This window comes from Haloferax sp. YSSS75 (assembly GCF_046764215.1).
GTDB lineage: Archaea > Halobacteriota > Halobacteria > Halobacteriales > Haloferacaceae > Haloferax.
Genome location: NZ_CP177206.1, coordinates 2,858,449 through 2,877,833, shown reverse-complemented (window position 1 = coordinate 2,877,833; position 19,385 = coordinate 2,858,449). Strand labels below are relative to the sequence as shown.

The window sequence follows — 19,385 nt, the reverse complement described above, 5'->3', positions numbered from 1 at the left end:
TTCTTTCGAGGCGATAGGCAAAAACGTGAGGATTACCCCGCCGTCCGTCGGGTTGCTGACAGAACCGCCCGACGAATCGGAGGGAAATCGCCGCCGAATCGACGCTGTCGAACCGACTGCCCCGTGGTAACACACATTGTTCAGAATCGTTCAAATGGACAGTACCATCACGAAAAACAAAACGTCTGGTTCAAATCCATCACGACTTTCCATCAATGTGAATGTAAAACCGTGTCAAATATATCAGAGAACTGAAAAACTTATATTCGAGTAAAGATTTAGGGGTAGTATGAACTGGAAACACCGCCGTGACCTGTCGAAGGCCGAATCGAAGAAGCAAGAGGCCACCGCAGGGACGAACTGGTCGTTCATCGCCGCCCTCGCTATCGCTGGGTAGGCGCCGAATCGGCCAGTACCGTCCCTGAACGGTCCCCGAAACGCCCTTTTTAGGAATTCAGTCGCCGAGCGTCGCCGCCGGATGGAGAAACGCCTTTCCCCACGGACGACTCGGCTACCTGTATGACCCTCGTCTTCGTCTCGCCTCTCGCCGCGCTCCCGACACGGAGGTGCCCGCCGTGAAAGTCGCGGAGGCGGTTCCCGAATTCGCCGACGCGTTCGGGTTCGAGGAGTTCAACCGCATGCAACGCGAGGCCCTTCCCGGCATCCTCGAAACCGACCACAACGTGGTCGCCTCCGCGCCCACCGCCAGCGGGAAGACGGCACTCGCGGAACTCGCCATCTGTAAGACCCTCCGCGACGGCGGGACGGCGCTTTTCATCGCGCCGCTTCGTGCGCTGACCACCGAAAAAGAGACCGAGTGGGAACGCTTCGAGAGTCTCGGCTACTCCGTCTACGTCGTCACGGGCGAACGTGACCTGAACCCGCGCCGCGCCGCACGCGCGGACATCCTCGTCATGACGCCGGAGAAGACGGACTCCGCCACGCGCAAGCACGACTCGGCACGCTACTCGTTCATCGAGGACGTCGATTGCGTCGTCATCGACGAGGTCCACCTGCTCGATTCGGAGACGCGTGGCGGCGTCCTCGAAGTCACTGTCTCGCGGATGCGACGACTCTGCGACCCGAGAATCGTCGCGCTCTCGGCGACGATGCCCAACATCGACGACGTCGCGGCGTGGTTGGACGCGCCGCCCGAGACGACCTACGAGTTCGGCGACGACTACCGTCCCGTGGACCTCCACGCAGGCGTGAAGACGTACACCCACGGCGAGAACCCGTTTCAGGACAAGTATCGCCGTCTCTACCGGGCGTTCGACCTCGCAGAACCGCACATCCGCGACGGCGGCCAGTCGCTCGTCTTCGTCTCTTCCCGACAGGACTCCGTTCGCGCCGCCGAGAAAGCCCGCGACGAACTCGCACAACGCGACGTACCAATCTCGTCTCGCGGTGACTACGACTTCCACAACGAAGCGAAGGAACTGAGCAACGACTCGCTTCGAAAGGCCGTCTTGGACGGCGTCGGATTCCACCACGCCGGCCTCGCCCGCGACGACCGAGAGGCGGTCGAAGAGTGGTTCAAAGAAGGGAAGATTCAACTGCTGTTTTCCACCTCGACGCTGGCGTGGGGTGTGAACCTCCCCGCACGCTGTGTCGTCATCCGCGACACGAAACACCACGACCCACTGGAAGGCGAAGTCGACGTCTCCCCGCTCGACATCCTCCAGATGCTCGGCCGCGCCGGTCGCCCCGGATACGACGACGTGGGCTACGGGTGGGTCATCTGCGACCACGCTGACCAGAACAAGTACCGTCGCCTCCTCCGTGAGGGCAAAGAGATAGAGTCTCGTCTCGACGAGGACCTGGACGCCCACCTCAACGCCGAAATCGCGATGGGGACGATTCGGGACCTCGACGACGTGATGTCGTGGTTGGAGACGACCTTCTACTACCGACGCGCTCAGTCGGCCCCGAACGAGTACGACTTCGGTGGCCTTCGCTCTCGCGTCCGCGACGTTCTGGACCGCCTCGTCTCGCGTGGATTCGTGGAGATGGACGACGACCTGTCTATCGACGCGACGGCACTCGGTCGACTCACCTCGAAGTACTATCTCCGTCTCGGGACCGCCACCCGATTCGCCACGCTCGCCGACCGTGACCGAATCTCGGCCGACGACATCCTCGAAACGGTCGCCGGCGCGGCAGACTTCCGGCAGGTGTCTGCCCGGCAGTCGGAAGTCGACGCAGTCGATTCGGTGTTGACCGGCGTCTCGACCGAACTCGAAGACGGTCCGCGAAAGGTGCTCGCGATTCTCCACGCGAGTATGGCGAACTCGACGCCGAGCGAACTCCGAAGCGACGCGTGGGTCATCCGGCAGAACGCGCTTCGCCTCCTCTCGGCGCTTCGGGAGTTCCTCGACACCTTCGCGGACGCTCGCGCCGCCAACCTCGCGCGCCGCGTCGAAGCGCGCGTCGACAACGGCGTCAGCAGTGACGCCGCCGCACTCACGGCAGTCGACGGCATCGGTGCGAATCGCGCCCGCACGCTCGCGACAGGTGGTCTCTCCTCGCCCGCCGAAGTGGTCGACGCCGGCGTGACCGAACTCACTCGCGCGGGTCTCTCACAGGGCGTGGCAGAACGCGTCGTCGAGAGCGCGAAGAACCTCCCGGCACCCGAAATCGAGTGGGGGTCGTTCCCCGAGTCGGTCGCACGCGGCGAGAGCGACATGCACGACATTCGCGTGACGAACGCCGGCGGCGGCGGGGCGGTTGGTATCCGCGTCACCGTCAACGGCGTCGAGATGTCGGCCAAGGAGTGTTATCTCGCGGACGAAGTCGTCGTCCCTGTGGGCGTCTTCGGCGCGACGGACGACGAACTGGAGTTCGCCGTCGAAGTGACGTTCCCCGACCTGCCGTTGCTCCCGATTCGGGAGACACGGACGGTTCGGGTGGAGTAATTGCGCTTCGTCTTTACGCGCTCAGTTCTCGCCGAGCAACGCCGCCCGCAGTTCCTCGGGTCCATCCACGATTTCGTCGGCCTGCGAGAGGTCTAACTCGGCGTTCTGCTCACCGCGATAGGCGATAGTGTACGCGCCGGACCGCGCGGCGGATTCGATGCCGTTGACCGAGTCTTCGACCACGATGCACTCTTCGGGTGCGACGCCGAGTCGCTCTGCGGCCTCCTCGTAGATGTGCGGTTCTGGTTTGCCGGGGTCGTCGATATCGTCGGCGGAGAGGACCAAATCGAGCGGGTCGAGGGCGAATCGCTCGCGGACGGTCCCAATCCAGTTCTGCGGAGCAGACGAGACGATTGCCACCTTCTTACCCGCCGCGCGGAGGTCCGCGAACAGGTCCTCTGCGCCGTCCATCAGGACCACCTTCTCGCCGTAGACGTCCACGCTGTTCTCCTGGTACGCCGCGACGAACTCGTCTTTCGTGACGGTGGTTCCGTACTCCTCGTCGAGGTAGTCGTATATCTCGCGGAAGTTCATCCCCGTAATCTCCTCGTGAGCGGGGTCGCCCGATTCGATGGCCTTCGCGAAGACCCAGTCGTCTTCGAAGGCGTGCCAGTACTGCTCGGAGTCGACCAACACGCCGTCCATGTCGAACAACACGACGTTCGCGTCCATGCTTCGACCTGTGCCGCGGCGGACAAATGCCTTCGTGCCGCGGCATCGCTCGTCGCACACCCGATGCGGCTTGAACCTTCGCACGTAGGTTCAAGTCAGAATCCGAGGCCACACCGGCCCATGGAATCTATCCGCGTCTTCGCCGGCGACTGTACCGTCCGATTCGAAGGGTCGCGTGACCGCGTCCAGCGCGGGCGCGTCGTCGTCGTCGCCAAACCCGACCGAACCGTCCTCGTCCACGACATCTCCGGCTACCAACCCGTCGCGTGGTTGACCCGGGCCGACTCGTTGACAGTCGAATCCGGCCACGAGTCGTTCGGACTCGTCGCCCGCGCCGGCGAGCAAGTGCTCACTGTCGACTCCCACGGTTCGGCCCGCCGGTCGGAGTACCCGTCGAGTGAAGCGGGCGTCCCGGTGGGTAGCCACCCCGACACCGGGGAACCGTTAGTCCGGACAGGTGGGTCCGTCGTCGGACTCGACTCGGGCGTCGAATATCCGCTCCCCACGGGTGCGAGTGTCCTCGACTCGACGTGTGACGACTGCGGCCTCCCGCTGATGCGTGTCGAACGCGGGGCCGTCTTCGAGGTGTGTCTGGACCGGCAGTGCGACCCGCTGGACGACCACGTGACCGACCGATTCGACGGCGAGTGGACCTGTCCGGACTGCGGGTCGGCGCTTCGCATCATCCGACGCGGCGGTCGATTGCTCGCCGGATGCGACGCCTATCCCGAGTGTGAGACGGCGTTCTCGCTCCCGGCGGGCGTCGTCGTGGACGACTGTCAGTGCGGCCTGCCGATATTCGAGACGAGTCGCGGACGGCGGTGTCTTGACTCGACGTGTGAGTTCGCATGACCCGACGTCACCGAGGGTGTCGGTGGTCTCGTGGGTGGCGACAGCCGAGTGTTCGGTCCGTCAGCATCGCAGACCCTTTGTCGTCGCCCGCCCCCGATTCGGGTATGCAAGGACGCCTCGAAGACGGTGTCGTCCACCTCCCGGGCGACGCTCGACAGCGCTTCCACGACTCGCGTGGGTACGGGCGGCCGACCGGCGGAAACGACCTCGAAGTCGCACCCGTCGAGGCCGCACACCTGCTCTCGCGCGGCGATATCGACGGCGTCGACGGGATGGGCCTGCGCGAACTCCTCGCGCGCACGGGAACCACCCTCGACTTCGTCGTCTACAAAGACCTGCGCGACAGGGGATTCTATCTCTCGCCCGCCCGCGAGGGATGGCCCGGCGTCGACGACGCCACTGACGCTGACTTCCTCGTCTACCCCCGCGGGAAGGGTCCGTGGGACGGCGTGGTCGAATACCGGATGCACGTCGTCGGCGAACGCGAGTCGATTCCGGTCTCGTCGCTCGGTGAGACGGTCCTCGCCATCGTGGACGAAGACGGCGATTTGACCTACTTCGACACCGAGGGCTACGAACCTGAGGGGTCGGCAGTCGAAGACCTACCCTCCGGCCTCGACGCCGAACTCCTCTCGGACCGCGCGCTTCTGTGGGATGGCGTGGACCACCTCTACCAGCAGGGCTTCTACGGCCAGCGACTCTACGGCCGCAACGCCGACAGCGGCCCCCTCCAACTGTCGCTCCTCGAAGCGGCGTATCTCGCCCGCAACGACGCCCTCGACATCGCCGAGCCGGATGTCGTCGCTCGCGGCCGCGACGTCGAAGGTGACCGATTCGACCGCCGACTCGCGGTCTACACCGCGCTTCGAGAGGCAGGAACGGTCCCCAAGAGCGGGTTCAAGTTCGGCTCTGACTTCCGCGTCTACACCGACTTCGAGACGGTTTCGGACCTCTCACACTCCGCGTTCCTCGTGCGCGTGGTCACACCCGACCACACGTTCGTCCCGCGTGACCTCTCACTCGACGTGCGTCTCGCCGGCGGTGTCCGCAAGCGAATGGTTTTTGCGCTGACCGACGCCAAGGGAGAGATAGACTGGCTTTCGGTCAGTCGGCTTACGCCATGACACGAGACGAACCCGCGGAGCGAATCCGCACCGATGGAGGGACAGCAGAGGGAGCAGACGAAGTCGCTCTCGACCCGTGGGGCTCGTCGACTATCGCCGACTACCGGAAACTGTTCGAGGAGTTCGGCATCGAAGAGTTCGACGACGTGCTCGACGAAGTGCCGAACCCACACTACCTGATGCGCCGCGGCGTCATCTTCGGCCACCGCGACTACCGACCGGTCCTCGAAGCGATGCGCGACGGCGACGACTTCGCCGTGCTCTCGGGGTTCATGCCGACGGGCGAACCCCACATCGGCCACAAGATGGTCTTCGACGAGATAATCTGGCATCAACAGCAGGGTGGCGACGCCTACGGCCTCATCGCCGACATGGAGGCACACTCTGCTCGCGGCATCCCGTGGGACGAAATCAACGAGCACAGTCGCGACTACCTGCTGTCGCTCATCGCCCTCGGATTCGACACCGACGAGGGCGAACTCTACCGACAGTCGGACAACGACCGACTCCAGCGACTCGCCTTCGAACTCGGTGGGAAGGCCAACTACTCCGAGTTCGAGGGTATCTACGGATTCGACGGCGAGACCAACATCTCGCACATGCAGTCGGTGGTCACGCAGATGGCCGACATCCTCTACCCGCAGTTGGACGACCCGCAACCGACGGTCATCCCCGTCGGCCCCGACCAGGACCCCCACGTCCGCTTCGCCCGTGACCTCGCCACCCGGATGCGATTCTTCAAGGTGACCGAGGCGTTCGCGTCGTTCGAACTGAGCGACGCCGAGCGACCGGTCGTCGCCGCCGCCTACGACGCCCGCGAGGAGTACGCCGAGGACCCCGACGTACCACGCTGTGGAGAGGCGGCCGAGTGGGTGGCCGACGCCAACCTCGACGCCGCGGGCCTTCTCGTCAGCGACGCGGTTCGCGAGTCCGCCGTCGAAAAACTCGAAAACGCCGGGATGGAACCGCTCCGCCCGCGGATTCGCTTCTTCGCCAGACAGGCGACCGACGAAGCGTTCGAGGCGCTCATCGAGGAGATAGACGGCGAGAAACGCCGGTACGACCAGCACATCGACGCGTTCGATATCGACGTCGAGGACGCGGAAGACCTCGCCCGCGAGGTAGAAGCCCACCACGGCGGCTACGGGTTCATCCCGCCGTCGTCCATCTACCACCGCTTCATGACCGGCCTCACGGGCGGGAAGATGTCGTCGTCCATCCCGGCGAGTCATATCTCGCTTCTGGACGACCCGGAGGACGGCTACAACAAGGTCAAGTCGGCCACGACGGGTGGCCGCGACACCGCCGAAGAACAGCGCCGTCTGGGCGGTGAGGCCGACAAGTGCCCCGTCTACGAACTGTACGCCTACCTCTTGACCGGCGACGACGACGAACTCGCCAAAGAGGTGTACGACGAGTGTGTCGGTGGCGAGCGACTCTGTGGCGGGTGCAAAGAACAGGCCGCGACGCTGATGCGCGAGTTCCTCGCAGACCACCACGAAAAGCGCGAAGAGGCAGAAGAGATACTCGACTCGCTGGATATCGACTTAGAGACCGAACGACGAGGGGTTGCGGCGGAACACTAACGCAGTCCGCTACAACCCGACGTCGACGCCGACACCGCGTTCTTTCGCTTTCTCGACGAAGTACTCCGCCGCCGCCGCATCCAGCACCGCAGACCCGACGCTCTCGACGACGAGAATCTCGTCGGCGGACTCTCGGCCGACGACGCCTTCGAACACCTCCGAGAGTGGAATCAGGTCGTCCTCCGAGAGGCCTGCCGCTCGCACGTCGCCGATAGCTGCGACTTCGTCCGGAACGTCAGCGAACACCCGCGCCGCCCGGTCGAACGTCGTTCGGTCGAGTTCCTGCATCGCCTCGGTGTAGGCACCGACGGCGACGACGAGTGTTCCGGGTTCTAGCCAGTCGCCGTCGAAGACGGGGTCCGTGCTGGTCGTCGCGGTGACGACGACAGTCGCGTCGGCGACGGCGTCTTCGGGCGTCTCGACTGCGTCTGCCGGGAGTCCGTCGTCGCGCAGGTCTGCCGCGCACGCCTCCCGGGAGTCGCTGGGTGAGTAGACGCGGACAGACTCGACGTCCGACCCGGCGGCGATAGCACGCGCCTGCCAGCGTGCCTGTGTCCCCGCCCCGACGACACCGAGTCGGACCGGGTCGGAGGCGAGATACTCCGCGGCTAAGCCGCCGATACATCCCGTTCGGGCGCTCGTGACGGTCGTTCCGTCGAGAAATGCGAGCGGGAGACCGGTCGTCGCGTCGGTCACGACGATTTGTGCGTTCACCGTCGGGAGGCCGTGTTCGAGATTGTGTTCGTGGACGGCGGCGAGTTTCGTCGCGTACACCGCCCGGCCGTGGATGTACGCCGGCATCGTCAGTGCGGTTCCGAGTGGTGGTTGGACGTCGTCGCTGTCGCGTTCTTGTCCTTCGACGCCGTCCCGAACGTTGTCGACGTCGATACCGACGGGAAAGTGGGGTCTGGGCGGGCGCTCTACCTCGCCGCGACCCTGCTTGATGAACGCCTCCTCGACGACCGGAAAGAGTTCTTCGAGAGAGAGAAGTTCGCTCACGGCGTCGGCAGAGAGAATCTGAACCATACACTCGATTCTCGCGTCAGCAAAATGAACGTACTGGGTATCGGTAGTATGTCACAGTCACACTCATATGAGTGGACTCAATCAGAGACGACAATGCACGTCCTCATCGTCGGCGGTGGTGTCGTCGGACTCGCCTGTGCACACGCTCTCGCTGACCGAGGCACCACGGTCACAGTCTGTGAAGCGGGCGCTCTCGGTGGTGGAAGCACCGGTCGCGCGGCAGGCGGCATCCGAACGCAGTTTTCGACTCGGGTGAACGTCGAACTCTCGCTCGCGAGTATCCCCGTCTGGAAGTCGTTCGCAGACGAGTTCGGTGTCGACATCGACTACCGGCGTCCGGGTTATCTCTTCCTCGCGCGAACCGAGGAGACGGCCGACGCGTTCCGGGCGAACGTCGAGATGCAAAACGATGCTGGGGCACCGAGTCGCGTCCTCAACCCGGCCGACGCACGCGAATATGTCCCCGAACTCCGTGCCGACGAGTTCGTCGCGGCCACCTACTCGGCCGCCGACGGCATCGCCGACCCGCACTCGGCAGTACAGGGATTCGCGGCGGCAGTCCGCGACGCCGGCGGCGACGTTCGTGCGAACACGCCGATTACCGACCTCACGCACGACGACGATGGGTGGACCGCCGAGACGCCAGACGAACGTATCGAGGCGGACGCAGTCGTCTGTGCGGCAGGTGCGTGGTCGAGTCGTGTCGCCGCACTCGCGGATATCGACCTGCCAATCGCCCCTCGCCGTCGGCAGATTGCGGTGGTCGAACCCGAGGGTGACCTCCCCGAAGATGTACCGCTGACCATCGACCTGGACACGGGGTCGTACTTCCGGCCCGAGCGCGAGGGCACAGCAATCGTCGGCGGGCACTTCGCGGAGTCGGACCCCGACGTCGACCCGGACCGGTTCGACGAGGGGATGGACATCGACTGGGCAGTCGAAGCGACCGAACGCGCGAACGACTGTGCGACATACTTCGGCCCCGAGACGAAGATTCGCAATGGCTGGGCCGGGTTGTACGCCGTGACGCCAGACCACCACGCCATCGTCGACGAAGTCGAACCGGGATTCGTCGTCGCCGCCGGCTTTTCCGGCCACGGATTCCAACACGCGCCGGCGACGGGCGAGGCGGTGGCCGACCTGTGTCTCGACGAGGACGCCTGCGACGTGGACGTCTCGGCGCTGTCGCTCGACCGATTCGAGTCGGGCGAAACGCTCACCGAACGGAACGTGGCGTGAGTGTGACGAGCACGAACGCGACTACGCGGTCATGTTGACCACGGCCCGGAGTTCGCCGAGTTCGTACGTCGGGTCGGCCACGTCGCGTGACGCGAGCACCCGATAGCTCGCGCCGTCTTCGACGACTCGGTAGGTCCGCTCGCCGTCGTCGAACTCGTACGGTGGATTCGGTTGGACGAGGACGGCGTCGACGTCGTCCCTGTCGTCTGGTCGGTTCGGTGGTTTGACGATGAGTGACGCCTCTTCACCGAGTCGAATCTCCGAGAGCATCGCGGACAAGTCACACATTCGTCTTCGTCGCTCCTGCGTCGTCGTCTGATATGAACGTATCTACTCCCCAACTGGTCGTGTCCAGCGGCCGTCTCGTCGTGGCCGTCTGTTTCGTCGTGACGGGTTGGTCCGCTGTGGACGCTCGTGCGACTCCGTGCAGAACGTGCCACGCAGTCCCACGATTCCGGAACCGTTTTGAAGGAACGTGGCTTCCTCGAAGATATGACAGCCGAACCTGTCAGTACCGGTGTCAGCGTCACTCGCGAAACGGCCACCGACGGGTTCGGGTTTTTCTTTCTGACCGCCTGAGGTCGGCGGACTCTGTTCCGGCGTGACCACGCCGGGCGGACGAAACCGACCCCTCCGGTCAGACTCGCCCCACGGCGAGGCTTCGAAACTGCTAACCAACTCCCAGACGGCTAACGCCACAACGAACCAGATGCGACTTCCGGAATCACAGGTCGCGGTGTTGAACGCCGCGAGCGCCACAGACGAAACGACGATAGCACAGTTGGCGGAGGCGACGGACCTGAAACCAGAGACGGTGACGGGTGCCGCCTTCGACCTGCGCGACGAAGGCCTCGTTTCGGTCACAGAGACCGTCGAGGAAGACGTCGAACTAACCGACGAAGGCGTCGAGTACGCCGACGACGGCCTCCCAGATGTCCGCCTCTACCGCGCCGCGATGGACGTCGGCGACGGGGACGCAGTCTCGATGGGGCAGGTCATCGGCGCGTCCTCGCTCGGCGGCCCACAGGTCGATATCGCGCTGTCGAACTTCGCGCGGAAGGGCTACGGCACCATCGACTCGGGCGAACTCACCCCCGACGTGGACGCCGACCCGGACGCGGACGACGAGGCTGCCGCACTCGCGGCCCTCGCCGCGGGCGAGACAGTCGACGCGGACGTCCTCGACCAACTCGAATCCCGCAACCTCGTGGTTCGCCGCGAGCGAACCATCCGCGCCGTCACCCTCACCGACGAGGGTGTCACGGCCCTGATGGAGGGCGTCGAGGCGGCCGAGACGGTGGACCGCCTCACCCCCGAGATGCTCACCTCCGGTGAGTGGGAAGACGTCGAGTTCACCGAGTACAACGTCGAAGCGGACGCACCCGAAGTGCGCGGCGGGAAGAAACACATCCTCCGACAGACCGCAGACCGTGTGAAAGACGTGCTCGTCGGCATGGGCTTCGCCGAGATGGAAGGCCCGCACGCCGACGCGGACTTCTGGATTAACGACTGCCTGTTCATGCCGCAGGACCACCCGGCGCGTACCCACTGGGACCGCTTCGCCCTCGACGTGCCGCCGATGGAAGACATCCCCGAGGACCTCATCGACCGGGTCCGCGACGCCCACATGAACGGTGTCGGCGAGGACGGCGACGGCTACCACTCGCCGTGGAGTGAGGACTTCGCGCGAGCAATCGCCCTCCGCGGGCACACCACGTCCCTGTCGATGCGCTACCTCTCGGGCCACGAAGTCGGCGAACTCGAACCGCCGCAGCGGTACTTCTCCGTCGAGAAGGTCTACCGCAACGACACGCTCGACCCGACGCACCTGCTCGAATTCTACCAAATCGAGGGCTGGGTGATGGCCGAGGACCTCTCGGTGCGCGACCTGATGGGCACCTTCGAGGAGTTCTACTCGCACTTCGGCATCACGGACATCCAGTTCAAACCGCACTACAACCCCTACACGGAACCGTCGTTCGAACTGTTCGGCCGACACCCCGAGACGGGCGAACTCATCGAAATCGGCAACTCCGGCATGTTCCGCGAGGAAGTCCTCCGCCCACTCGGCGTCGAGTGCGACGTGATGGCGTGGGGCCTCGCACTGGAGCGTCTCTTGATGCTCATGTACGGTTTCGACGACATCCGCGACGTCCACGGAACGATGTGTGACCTCGACCTGCTCCGCGAGACGGAGGTGCTCAAATAATGCCCGTAGTCGACGTTCAACCAGACGAACTGCGCCGTTTGACCGGCCACGAAGACAAATCCGACGAGGAGTTCAAAGACGACCTGTTCGCGCTCGGCCTCGAATTCGAGGGCGTCACCGACGACGGGGCCTTCCAGTTGGAGTTCGGCCCGGACCGACTGGACCGCCTCTCTGTCGAAGGCGTCGCTCGCTCGCTTCGCTACCAGTACGGCGACGCCCGCGGCGTCACGGTTCCGAAGACCAACGACGCGGACTGGACCATCGTCGTCGACGAGTCCGTGCCGGACGAACGCCCGTACGTCACGGGTGCCGTCGTCCGCGGCGTGGACTTAGACGACGCCGCACTGGACTCGCTCATCCAACTGCAGGAGAAGCTCCACGCGACGATGGGTCGCAAGCGCGCCAAAGGCGCCATCGGCATCCACGACCTGACGATGCTGAAAGGCGACGTGCTCTCCGAGCAATCGACGGGCAACTCCATCACGTACAAGGGAATCGAACCGGACGGCGACACCTTCGTTGCCCTCGACTCCAACGAGGAACTCACGCCTGCCGAAGTCCTCGAACAGCACGCGACCGGTCGAAAGTACGCCGACCTGGTCAGCGAGTACGACCGCTACCCGGCCATCTACGACGAAATCGGGCTGTTCTCGTTCCCACCGGTCATCAACGGCCAGCGGACCGAAGTCTCGACGAACTCACGTGACCTGTTCGTCGAACTCACCGGCACCGACCAGTGGACCATCGACCGGATGTGCAACATCATCTGCTACGCGCTGGCCGCCCGCGGCGCGACCATCGAGGATGTCGAAGTCCAGTACGAGTCGGGGACCGTCGTCAAACCCGACTTCGACGTCGAGACGAAACACGTCTCTCACGACCGTATCGAGACGGTTCTTGGCGTCGAACTGGAGATGGAGGAGGTCATCGACCTCTTCGAGCGCTCCGGATTGGACGCGAACGCCGAGTTAGGCGAAGAGACCGTCTACGAAGTCTCCATCCCGCCGTACCGCGTCGACGTGCTCCACCCACTGGACCTCGTGGACGACATCGGCCGGGCCTACGGGTTCAACGAACTCGAACCGCGCTACCCCGACGTGGGGACGGTCGGCCAGCGTCACGAGCGCTCGCGACTCGAAGACGCCGCCCGCACCTCCCTCGTCGGCCTCGGCTTCGAGGACCTGCTCAACTTCCACATGATTTCCGAGGAAGAGAACTACGAGCGCATGGGCGTCGAAGTCGGTTCCGACGTTCTCGGCGGGGGCGAACCAGCTTCCATCACCGAACCGTACAGCGAGGATTACACCATGCTCCGGACGTGGGTGCTGCCGTCGCTGACGATGGTTTTGGAGAACAACACCCACCGCGCGTACCCGCAGGACCTCGCCGAAATCGGCCACGTCGCCCACCGCGACGACAGCGAGAACACCCGCGTCGCCGAAGCACGGCACGTCGCCGCCGTTCTCGCCCGTCACGACGCGACGTACGAGGACGCGAAGGCGCGTCTGGCGACGCTCTGCCGCGACTTCGACGTGGAACTGGAGACGCCAGCGACCGAACACCCGTCGTTCATCCCCGGTCGAACGGCGGCAGTCGTCATCGACGGCGAAGAAGTCGGTATCGTCGGCGAACTCCACCCGAGCGTCATCGTCGGACACGACCTGGAACTACCGGTCGCTGCGTTCGAATTCGACCTGTCGGCGCTGGCGTAATCGCGTTCTGGCTGGTTTTTTCTAATTTCCTGCGCCGGGTGACGCGACTGGCGAGAACCCCCACGGGACACCCCGCGTCGCCGACAGGAGGATAACTTCGAGTAATTTCAAATTTCGCGTCATTCCTTTTGTGCATTTGGTGTGAGAACGATAGAAACCTTTAGGATGTAACTCAGTCTCTCTTTTCGTATGAACAATTATGAACGACACCGCGAGACGTTGGCAGTCACCCACGGCGAGCACGGGCAGTCGCCTGCACCCGGTGTCGAAGACGTCGTCGTCCCCCTCCACCTGTCGTCTACGTACTCGATACCCGACGTAGACCCAGATGCGGACCTGGAACTTCTGGACCCCGACGCGGGTGAGTACCTCTACTCGCGGTTGTCGAACCCGACCCGCAACGCGCTGGAGCATCGGTTGGCGGCGCTCGAAGGTGCCGAACACGCACTCGCGTTCGTCTCCGGGACGGCGGCTATCGTCGCGACGATGACCGCGACGGTCCGCCCCGGCGACCACGTCGTCGCGTTCGAGGACCTCTACGGCGGTACGAAGACGATGCTCAACCGTCTGTTCGCAGAGCGCCTCGACGTGGACGTGACGTTCGTGGACGCGACTGACCCGGAAGAAGTCGAAGCGGCGATGCGCGAAGAGACGCGTCTCCTCTGGATGGAGACACCGACGAATCCGCTGATGCACCTCTGTGACATCGAGGCTATCGCGGCCATCGCGGACGACTGGGGTGCGCTCCTGGGCGTGGACAACACGTTCCTCAGTCCGTACTTCCAGAACCCGCTGTCGCTCGGTGCCGACGTCGTCGTCCACAGCACGACGAAGTACCTCAACGGCCACTCCGACTCCATCGGCGGTGCCGTCGTCACCAACCGCGACGACGTGATGGACGAACTCGCGTTCCTCCAGCGCGTCGGGATGGGGTCGATGCTCTCGCCGTTCGACTCCTATCTGACGCTTCGCGGCATCAAGACGCTCCCACTCCGGATGCGGCAACACGAGACGAACGCGATGGAGATTGCGCGGTTCCTCGAATCCCACGAGAAGGTGACGCGCGTGCTCTATCCCGGCCTCGAATCGCATCCGCAACACGAACTCGCCGACCGGCAGCAGTCCGGATTCGGCGGCGTGCTCTCGTTCGAACTCGACACGGACCTCGATGGCACGGCCGAGTTCCTCGCCCACCTCGACGAGTTCCCGCTGGCGGTCAGTCTCGGCGGCGTCGAGAGTCTCATCGAACATCCGGCGACGATGACACACTCTCCGCTGGCGCAGACCGAACGTGACCGCCTCGGCATCTCGGAGTCGCTCTTGCGGATGTCCGTCGGCATCGAACACGTCGACGACTTGCTCTCGGACCTCGACGAAGCGCTCTCGACGCTCTGACCGATAAGTCGCCCTCCCGCAGTCGCCTGTGTGGGGGACAGTCCGACGCTGCGGGCCACTAACCGAGTTGTTTAACAGTCTACCCGGTGGTAGGTACGGCAACGCAATGCCGAGCGGAGAATACGACCCGGAAACCGTCGAGGCGAACTGGCAAGAGAGGTGGGTCGACGAAGACCTGTACGCGTATCCCGAGGGTGCTGTAGACCCGGATACGGTCTTCTCTATCGACTCGCCGCCGCCGACTGTCTCCGGGAGCCTCCACTGGGGGCACGTCTACGGCTTCACCCTCCAGGACTTCGTCGCCCGATTCAACCGGATGCGTGGCGAGGACGTCTACTTCCCGTTCGGATACGACGACAACGGAATCGCGTCCGAACTGTTGACCGAAGAGGAACTCGGCATCAAACATCAGGACTACGAGCGACGCGAGTTCCAGAAACTCTGCCGCGAGGTCACCTCGAAGTACGAGACGGAGTTCACCGAGAAGATGCAGAACCTCGGTATCTCCATCGACTGGGACCAGACGTATCAGACCATCTCGCCGGAGGTCCAGCGAATCTCGCAACTCTCGTTCGTCGACCTCTACGAGAAAGACCGACAGTACCGCCAGCGCGCACCCGCCATCTGGTGTCCCGAGTGTGAGACGGCCATCTCGCAAGTCGAGACGGAAGACGACGAGCAGGACTCGCACTTCCACGACATCGAGTTCGGTGTCGCCGACTCCGACGACTCGTTCGTCATCTCCACGACGCGTCCCGAACTCCTCCCCGCGTGTGTCGCCGTCTTCGTCCACCCCGACGACGACGAGAACGAACACCTCGTCGGTCAGGAAGCTGAGGTTCCGCTCTTTGGACAGACGGTTCCCATCCTCGAAGACGAACGCGTCGACTTAGAGACCGGAACGGGCCTCGTCATGTGCTGTACCTTCGGTGACCAGAACGACATCGAGTGGTATCAGGCACACGACCTGGACCTTCGAATCGCTATCGACGAGTCCGGCACGATGACCGAAGTCGCCGACGACTACGCCGGCCTGTCCTCGCACGAGGCAGGCGAGGCAATCGTCTCTGACCTCGACGAGGCGGGCGCACTCCTCGACAAACGCGCCATCACGCACACGGTCAACGTCCACGAACGCTGTGGGACGAGCGTCGAGTTCCTCGTCAAAGACCAGTGGTACATCAAACTGCTCGACAAGCGCGAGGAGTACCTCGAAGCGGGCGAGCAGATGGAGTGGTTCCCCGACAAAATGTTCACGCGGTACAAAAACTGGATAGAGGGACTCCAGTGGGACTGGGCCATCTCCCGGCAGCGTTCGTCGGGGATTCCGTTCCCGGTGTGGTACTGCGACGAGTGTGAACACGTCGTCGTCGCCGAACGCGAGGACCTGCCTGTCGACCCGCTTTCGGACGACCCACCGGTCGATTCGTGTCCCGAGTGTGGCCACGACGAGTTCGTCGCCGAAGACGACGTCTTCGACACGTGGGCAACCTCATCGCTCACGCCCCTCATCAACGCCGGATGGGACTGGAACCCCGAGACGGAGGAGATGGAACTCGAACGCGACGAACTCTATCCGTTCGACATGCGCCCGCAGGGCCACGACATCATCTCCTTCTGGCTGTTCCACACCGTCGTCAAGTGCTACGAGCACACGGGCGAAGTCCCGTTCGACAGCGTTATGATAAACGGGATGGTCCTCGACAAGAACCGCGAGAAGATGTCGAAGTCCGTCGGGAACGTCGTCTCGCCCGACGAAGTCTTAGAGAAGTTCCCCGTCGACGCCGCCCGCTATTGGGCCGCCGGGAGCGCCGTCGGCGACGACCTGCCGTATCAGGAGAAGGGCCTCGTCGCGGGCGAGAAGTTGATGCGCAAGCTCTGGAACGCGTCGAAACTCGTCGACTCCCTCACCGAGGACGCACCGGAGGCGTTCGACCACGACGACCTGAAGACGCTCGACCGATGGCTTCTGGCCTCGCTGGACCGCGAAATCGAGTACGCGACGGAGAAACTCGAGAACCGCGAGTTCTCGAAGGCCCGCGACAGTCTGCGGAGTTTCTTCTGGCACACGTTCTGTGACGACTACCTCGAAATCGCCAAACAGCGCCTCCGCGAGGGCGACGACCCGTCGGCGGCCTACACGCTACAGACCGCCCACGAGCGCTTCCTCACGCTCTTCGCACCCATCCTCGCACACATCACCGAGGAACTCTGGCGCGAGATGTACTCCTCGGAGAGCGTCCACGAGCAACCGTGGCCCGAACCGCTCGGCCTCGCCGCCGACTTCGAGGCGGGCGAGACTGCCATGGCCGTCGTCGGTGCCTTGCGGAAGTACAAGAGCGACGCCCAACTGTCGATGAACGCACCGCTCGACGAAGTCGAAGTCTACGGCAACGTCGATGGCTTCGAAGAAGACATCAGCGGCGTCATGCACGTCGAGTCGCTCTCGTCGACCGACGAGGAACCGCCAATCGAGTCCGTCATCTCGGGTATCGACCTCGACTACGCCGTCGTCGGCCCCGAGTTCGGCAGCAAGGTGCCGGACATCGAGGCGGCACTCGCACAGGACGACTACGAACTCGTCGGCGACGAACTCCACGTCGCGGGCGTCGAACTCGGCCCCGACATGTTCGAAGTCAACGAAGAGCGCACCTACACCGGTGAGGGCGAGTTCGTCGAAACCGAGGGCGCGCTCATCATCGTCAAGAACTGAGCAGTCTGTCGTCGGCTACTTCTTTCACCAGTCGCGCCCGTGGTAGTGGTTTTTGTCCGAGAGTCGGATATCGTCGAGCGCCATGTGTGCGGCCTCCTCGACTGCATCGTCTTCGGCTTTTAGCGCCCGACCGAGTTCGTGCTCGATTCGCCGACGCTCTCCGTCGTCGGGATGCGTCGTCATCCCGATTCGGCCCAGCGCGGTGGCCGCTTCACACCGAACTGCGATGCTGTCGTCGTAGTGGAGGGCGCTGACGAGGTCATCGACATAGCCTTTTGCGGTCTTTTCTCCGAAGAAATGTGCTGCCGCTCGTCGCTCTCGTTCGGTTCCATCCCGGAGTCGATTCACGAACCGGTTCGCTCGCGCTTCGTAGGAGTCCCACCCTTCGAAGTCGAGGAGGTGAATCGCCTCGCGCGTGATTTGAATCCACGACCCGACGGTGAGTTCTTCCTCTGCTTCGCTCGGTGAGAACAGGACCGTTCCCGCTCCGACGTCGAGGACGCCCTTCCTTCCTCGCTCGCCGACGTTCAGACTGGTCACCTCTCCCCGAAACACGGGGCGGTTCTGGCCATCGACGGCGATTCGTCGCTCCCGTTTCGGAGAATCCGTAACCACTGCACAGAACACGTACAACTCGCACGCCTGTTTCGTTCCGACGACTTCCGAACTGACGAGGCAGTTCGGGTCGTAGACGTTGAACGTCGGCACTCCTTCGACTTCGAGGATAGCGTCCTGGGTGTACACTGTTCCACGGTACACTGCAGAAGGGTGGTATTCGACGATTCGACCGGGGAGTGACGCTCGCACGACCCAACTGACAGCAGGCTTCAGTATAACGTTTCGTCAGCGGTCCGCACCGACTGCGTCTTCTATCGAGTCGAATCCGTCGCGTTCGAGGCGTTCGACCAGTCCGCGGTTGATGTCGCGAGCGATAGACGGGCCCTCGTATATCATGCCGGTGTAGAGTTGGACCATCGAGGCCCCGGCGCGAATCTTCTGGTAGGCACCCGCCGCGTCGGAGACACCACCGACGCCGACGATGGGAACGTCGGTTCGGTCGGCGATGAACCGAATCATCTCGGTGGCCGCTCCTTCGATGGGCTTTCCGGAGAGGCCGCCGCGTTCGGCCTGATTCGGACTCTTGAGAGAGGCGGGTCGGGAGGTGGTCGTGTTGCTCGCGATGATGCCGTCGAGCGACAGGTCGTCGACGACTTCGAGTGCGTCTTCGACGGCGGGGTCCGGAAGGTCAGGCGAGAGTTTGACGAGGAGTGGGTCCGCGCCCGCGTCTACGAGCGTGCCGAGAATCGCTTCCAGTGAGTCGCGGTTCTGCAAGTCGCGGAAGCCCTCGCTGTTGGGACACGAGACGTTGACGACGAAGTAGTCCGCACCGTCGGCGACGCGTTCGTAGGTGTACAGATAGTCTTCGGGGGCGTCCTCGGTGGCCGTCACCTCCGAGAGTGCGAGGTTGACGCCGACCGGTACGTCCGGGTGTGGGCCTGCGGAGAGTCGTGCGCCCACCGCGTCCGCGCCCTCGTTGTTGAGGCCCATCCGGTTGACGAGTGCCTCGTCTTCAGCGAGACGGAACATGCGCGGGCGGGGGTTGCCCGACTGTGGTTTCGCGGTGACGCCACCGACTTCGACGTGTCCGAACCCGAGGGCAGCGAGCACCCCCGGTATCTCGGCGTTCTTGTCGAATCCGGCGGCGACACCGACCGGGTTGGGGAAGTCGAGGCCGAAGGCCGTCGTCTCGAGTCGCGGGTCGTCGACGCGGTATCGGTGTTCGAGGAGCGACTCGACTGGCGTGCCCTGGACTGCTCGCAACAGGCCGTGAATCGTCTGATGTGCGGTCTCTGGTGGGAGCGAAAAGAGGAGCGGCTTGGCGAGTTGATAGACGTTCATCTGGATATCACTGGCGAGTCGCCGGAGGCGACACTGGGGAAGT

General features: G+C 63.9%; 14 protein-coding genes. 9 read left to right on the top strand and 5 right to left on the bottom strand.

The genetic code is table 11. The features are described from left to right. Positions 1-575: 575 nt before the first annotated feature. Positions 576-2,915, top strand: a complete 2,340-nt coding sequence (locus ACK3R5_RS14985) for a DEAD/DEAH box helicase (RefSeq protein WP_411967540.1) — start codon at positions 576-578, stop codon at positions 2,913-2,915. Positions 2,916-2,936: 21 nt separating this feature from the next. Here the strand turns inward: ACK3R5_RS14985 and ACK3R5_RS14980 are convergent, their stop codons facing one another. Next, positions 2,937-3,587 carry an HAD family hydrolase gene (locus ACK3R5_RS14980; RefSeq protein WP_411967539.1) on the bottom strand — a complete coding sequence of 217 codons (651 nt, stop codon included), beginning with the start codon at positions 3,585-3,587 and terminating at the stop codon, positions 2,937-2,939. A gap of 120 nt (positions 3,588-3,707) precedes the next feature. On the opposite strand from ACK3R5_RS14980, the gene ACK3R5_RS14975 reads away from it, so the two are divergent. The 3 genes from ACK3R5_RS14975 to ACK3R5_RS14965 all read left to right on the top strand — a co-directional run bounded on the left by ACK3R5_RS14975 (position 3,708) and on the right by ACK3R5_RS14965 (position 7,149). After that, positions 3,708-4,439, top strand: a complete 732-nt coding sequence (locus ACK3R5_RS14975) for a DUF91 domain-containing protein (RefSeq protein WP_411964841.1) — start codon at positions 3,708-3,710, stop codon at positions 4,437-4,439. A 104-nt stretch (positions 4,440-4,543) separates the two neighbouring features. Then, entirely contained in the window at positions 4,544-5,563 is a 1,020-nt protein-coding gene (endA, locus tag ACK3R5_RS14970; RefSeq protein ID WP_411967538.1) for a tRNA-intron lyase, read from the top strand. Further along, positions 5,560-7,149, top strand: coding sequence for a tryptophan--tRNA ligase (locus tag ACK3R5_RS14965; RefSeq protein ID WP_411967537.1), 1,590 nt, complete (start codon positions 5,560-5,562; stop codon positions 7,147-7,149). The genes endA and ACK3R5_RS14965 overlap by 4 nt, the downstream gene beginning before the upstream one ends. Positions 7,150-7,158: 9 nt before the next feature. Here the strand turns inward: ACK3R5_RS14965 and ACK3R5_RS14960 are convergent, their stop codons facing one another. Further along, positions 7,159-8,175, bottom strand: coding sequence for an ornithine cyclodeaminase family protein (locus ACK3R5_RS14960; RefSeq protein WP_411967536.1), 1,017 nt, complete (start codon positions 8,173-8,175; stop codon positions 7,159-7,161). Between the two features lie 93 nt (positions 8,176-8,268). On the opposite strand from ACK3R5_RS14960, the gene ACK3R5_RS14955 reads away from it, so the two are divergent. Then, positions 8,269-9,414 (top strand): NAD(P)/FAD-dependent oxidoreductase, encoded by a 1,146-nt coding sequence (locus tag ACK3R5_RS14955; RefSeq protein ID WP_411967535.1) that lies wholly within the window; start codon positions 8,269-8,271, stop codon positions 9,412-9,414. A gap of 21 nt (positions 9,415-9,435) precedes the next feature. Here ACK3R5_RS14955 and ACK3R5_RS14950 read toward each other — a convergent pair whose 3' ends face one another. Continuing rightward, complete coding sequence (locus ACK3R5_RS14950; RefSeq protein ID WP_411967534.1) at positions 9,436-9,702, bottom strand: hypothetical protein; 267 nt, start codon at positions 9,700-9,702, stop codon at positions 9,436-9,438. Between the two features lie 421 nt (positions 9,703-10,123). On the opposite strand from ACK3R5_RS14950, the gene ACK3R5_RS14945 reads away from it, so the two are divergent. The 4 genes from ACK3R5_RS14945 (at position 10,124) to ACK3R5_RS14930 (ending at position 17,443) form a co-directional block, all read left to right on the top strand. Then, entirely contained in the window at positions 10,124-11,623 is a 1,500-nt protein-coding gene (locus ACK3R5_RS14945) for a phenylalanine--tRNA ligase subunit alpha (protein ID WP_411967533.1), read from the top strand. After that, on the top strand, positions 11,623-13,335 hold the full coding sequence (gene pheT, locus ACK3R5_RS14940) for a phenylalanine--tRNA ligase subunit beta (protein WP_411967532.1): 1,713 nt from the start codon (positions 11,623-11,625) through the stop codon (positions 13,333-13,335). Before ACK3R5_RS14945 ends, pheT begins: the two co-directional genes overlap by 1 nt. 189 nt (positions 13,336-13,524) lie before the next feature. Further along, positions 13,525-14,730, top strand: a complete 1,206-nt coding sequence (locus tag ACK3R5_RS14935) for a trans-sulfuration enzyme family protein (protein WP_411967531.1) — start codon at positions 13,525-13,527, stop codon at positions 14,728-14,730. 106 nt (positions 14,731-14,836) lie between these two features. Next, the gene (locus tag ACK3R5_RS14930; protein WP_411967529.1) at positions 14,837-17,443 is read left to right on the top strand and encodes a valine--tRNA ligase; all 2,607 of its coding nucleotides are present in this window, start codon (positions 14,837-14,839) and stop codon (positions 17,441-17,443) included. 24 nt (positions 17,444-17,467) lie between these two features. Here the strand turns inward: ACK3R5_RS14930 and ACK3R5_RS14925 are convergent, their stop codons facing one another. Beyond that, complete coding sequence (locus ACK3R5_RS14925; RefSeq protein WP_411967527.1) at positions 17,468-18,187, bottom strand: HEAT repeat domain-containing protein; 720 nt, start codon at positions 18,185-18,187, stop codon at positions 17,468-17,470. A gap of 99 nt (positions 18,188-18,286) precedes the next feature. Continuing rightward, a complete protein-coding gene (locus ACK3R5_RS14920) occupies positions 18,287-19,342 on the bottom strand; it encodes a quinone-dependent dihydroorotate dehydrogenase (RefSeq protein ID WP_411967526.1) in 1,056 nt (351 codons plus the stop codon). Between the last annotated feature and the right edge of the window lie 43 nt (positions 19,343-19,385).

Bases quoted from the DNA above. Each gene is read 5' to 3' on its own strand.
- ACK3R5_RS14980 (WP_411967539.1), bottom strand. From the start codon at position 3,587: ATGGACGCGAACGTCGTGTTGTTCGACATGGACGGCGTGTTGGTCGAC.
- ACK3R5_RS14975 (WP_411964841.1), top strand. From the start codon at position 3,708: ATGGAATCTATCCGCGTCTTCGCCGGCGACTGTACCGTCCGATTCGAA.
- endA (WP_411967538.1), top strand. From the start codon at position 4,544: ATGCAAGGACGCCTCGAAGACGGTGTCGTCCACCTCCCGGGCGACGCT.
- ACK3R5_RS14965 (WP_411967537.1), top strand. From the start codon at position 5,560: ATGACACGAGACGAACCCGCGGAGCGAATCCGCACCGATGGAGGGACA.
- ACK3R5_RS14960 (WP_411967536.1), bottom strand. From the start codon at position 8,175: ATGGTTCAGATTCTCTCTGCCGACGCCGTGAGCGAACTTCTCTCTCTC.
- ACK3R5_RS14955 (WP_411967535.1), top strand. From the start codon at position 8,269: ATGCACGTCCTCATCGTCGGCGGTGGTGTCGTCGGACTCGCCTGTGCA.
- ACK3R5_RS14950 (WP_411967534.1), bottom strand. From the start codon at position 9,702: ATGTGTGACTTGTCCGCGATGCTCTCGGAGATTCGACTCGGTGAAGAG.
- ACK3R5_RS14945 (WP_411967533.1), top strand. From the start codon at position 10,124: ATGCGACTTCCGGAATCACAGGTCGCGGTGTTGAACGCCGCGAGCGCC.
- pheT (WP_411967532.1), top strand. From the start codon at position 11,623: ATGCCCGTAGTCGACGTTCAACCAGACGAACTGCGCCGTTTGACCGGC.
- ACK3R5_RS14935 (WP_411967531.1), top strand. From the start codon at position 13,525: ATGAACAATTATGAACGACACCGCGAGACGTTGGCAGTCACCCACGGC.
- ACK3R5_RS14930 (WP_411967529.1), top strand. From the start codon at position 14,837: ATGCCGAGCGGAGAATACGACCCGGAAACCGTCGAGGCGAACTGGCAA.
- ACK3R5_RS14920 (WP_411967526.1), bottom strand. From the start codon at position 19,342: ATGAACGTCTATCAACTCGCCAAGCCGCTCCTCTTTTCGCTCCCACCA.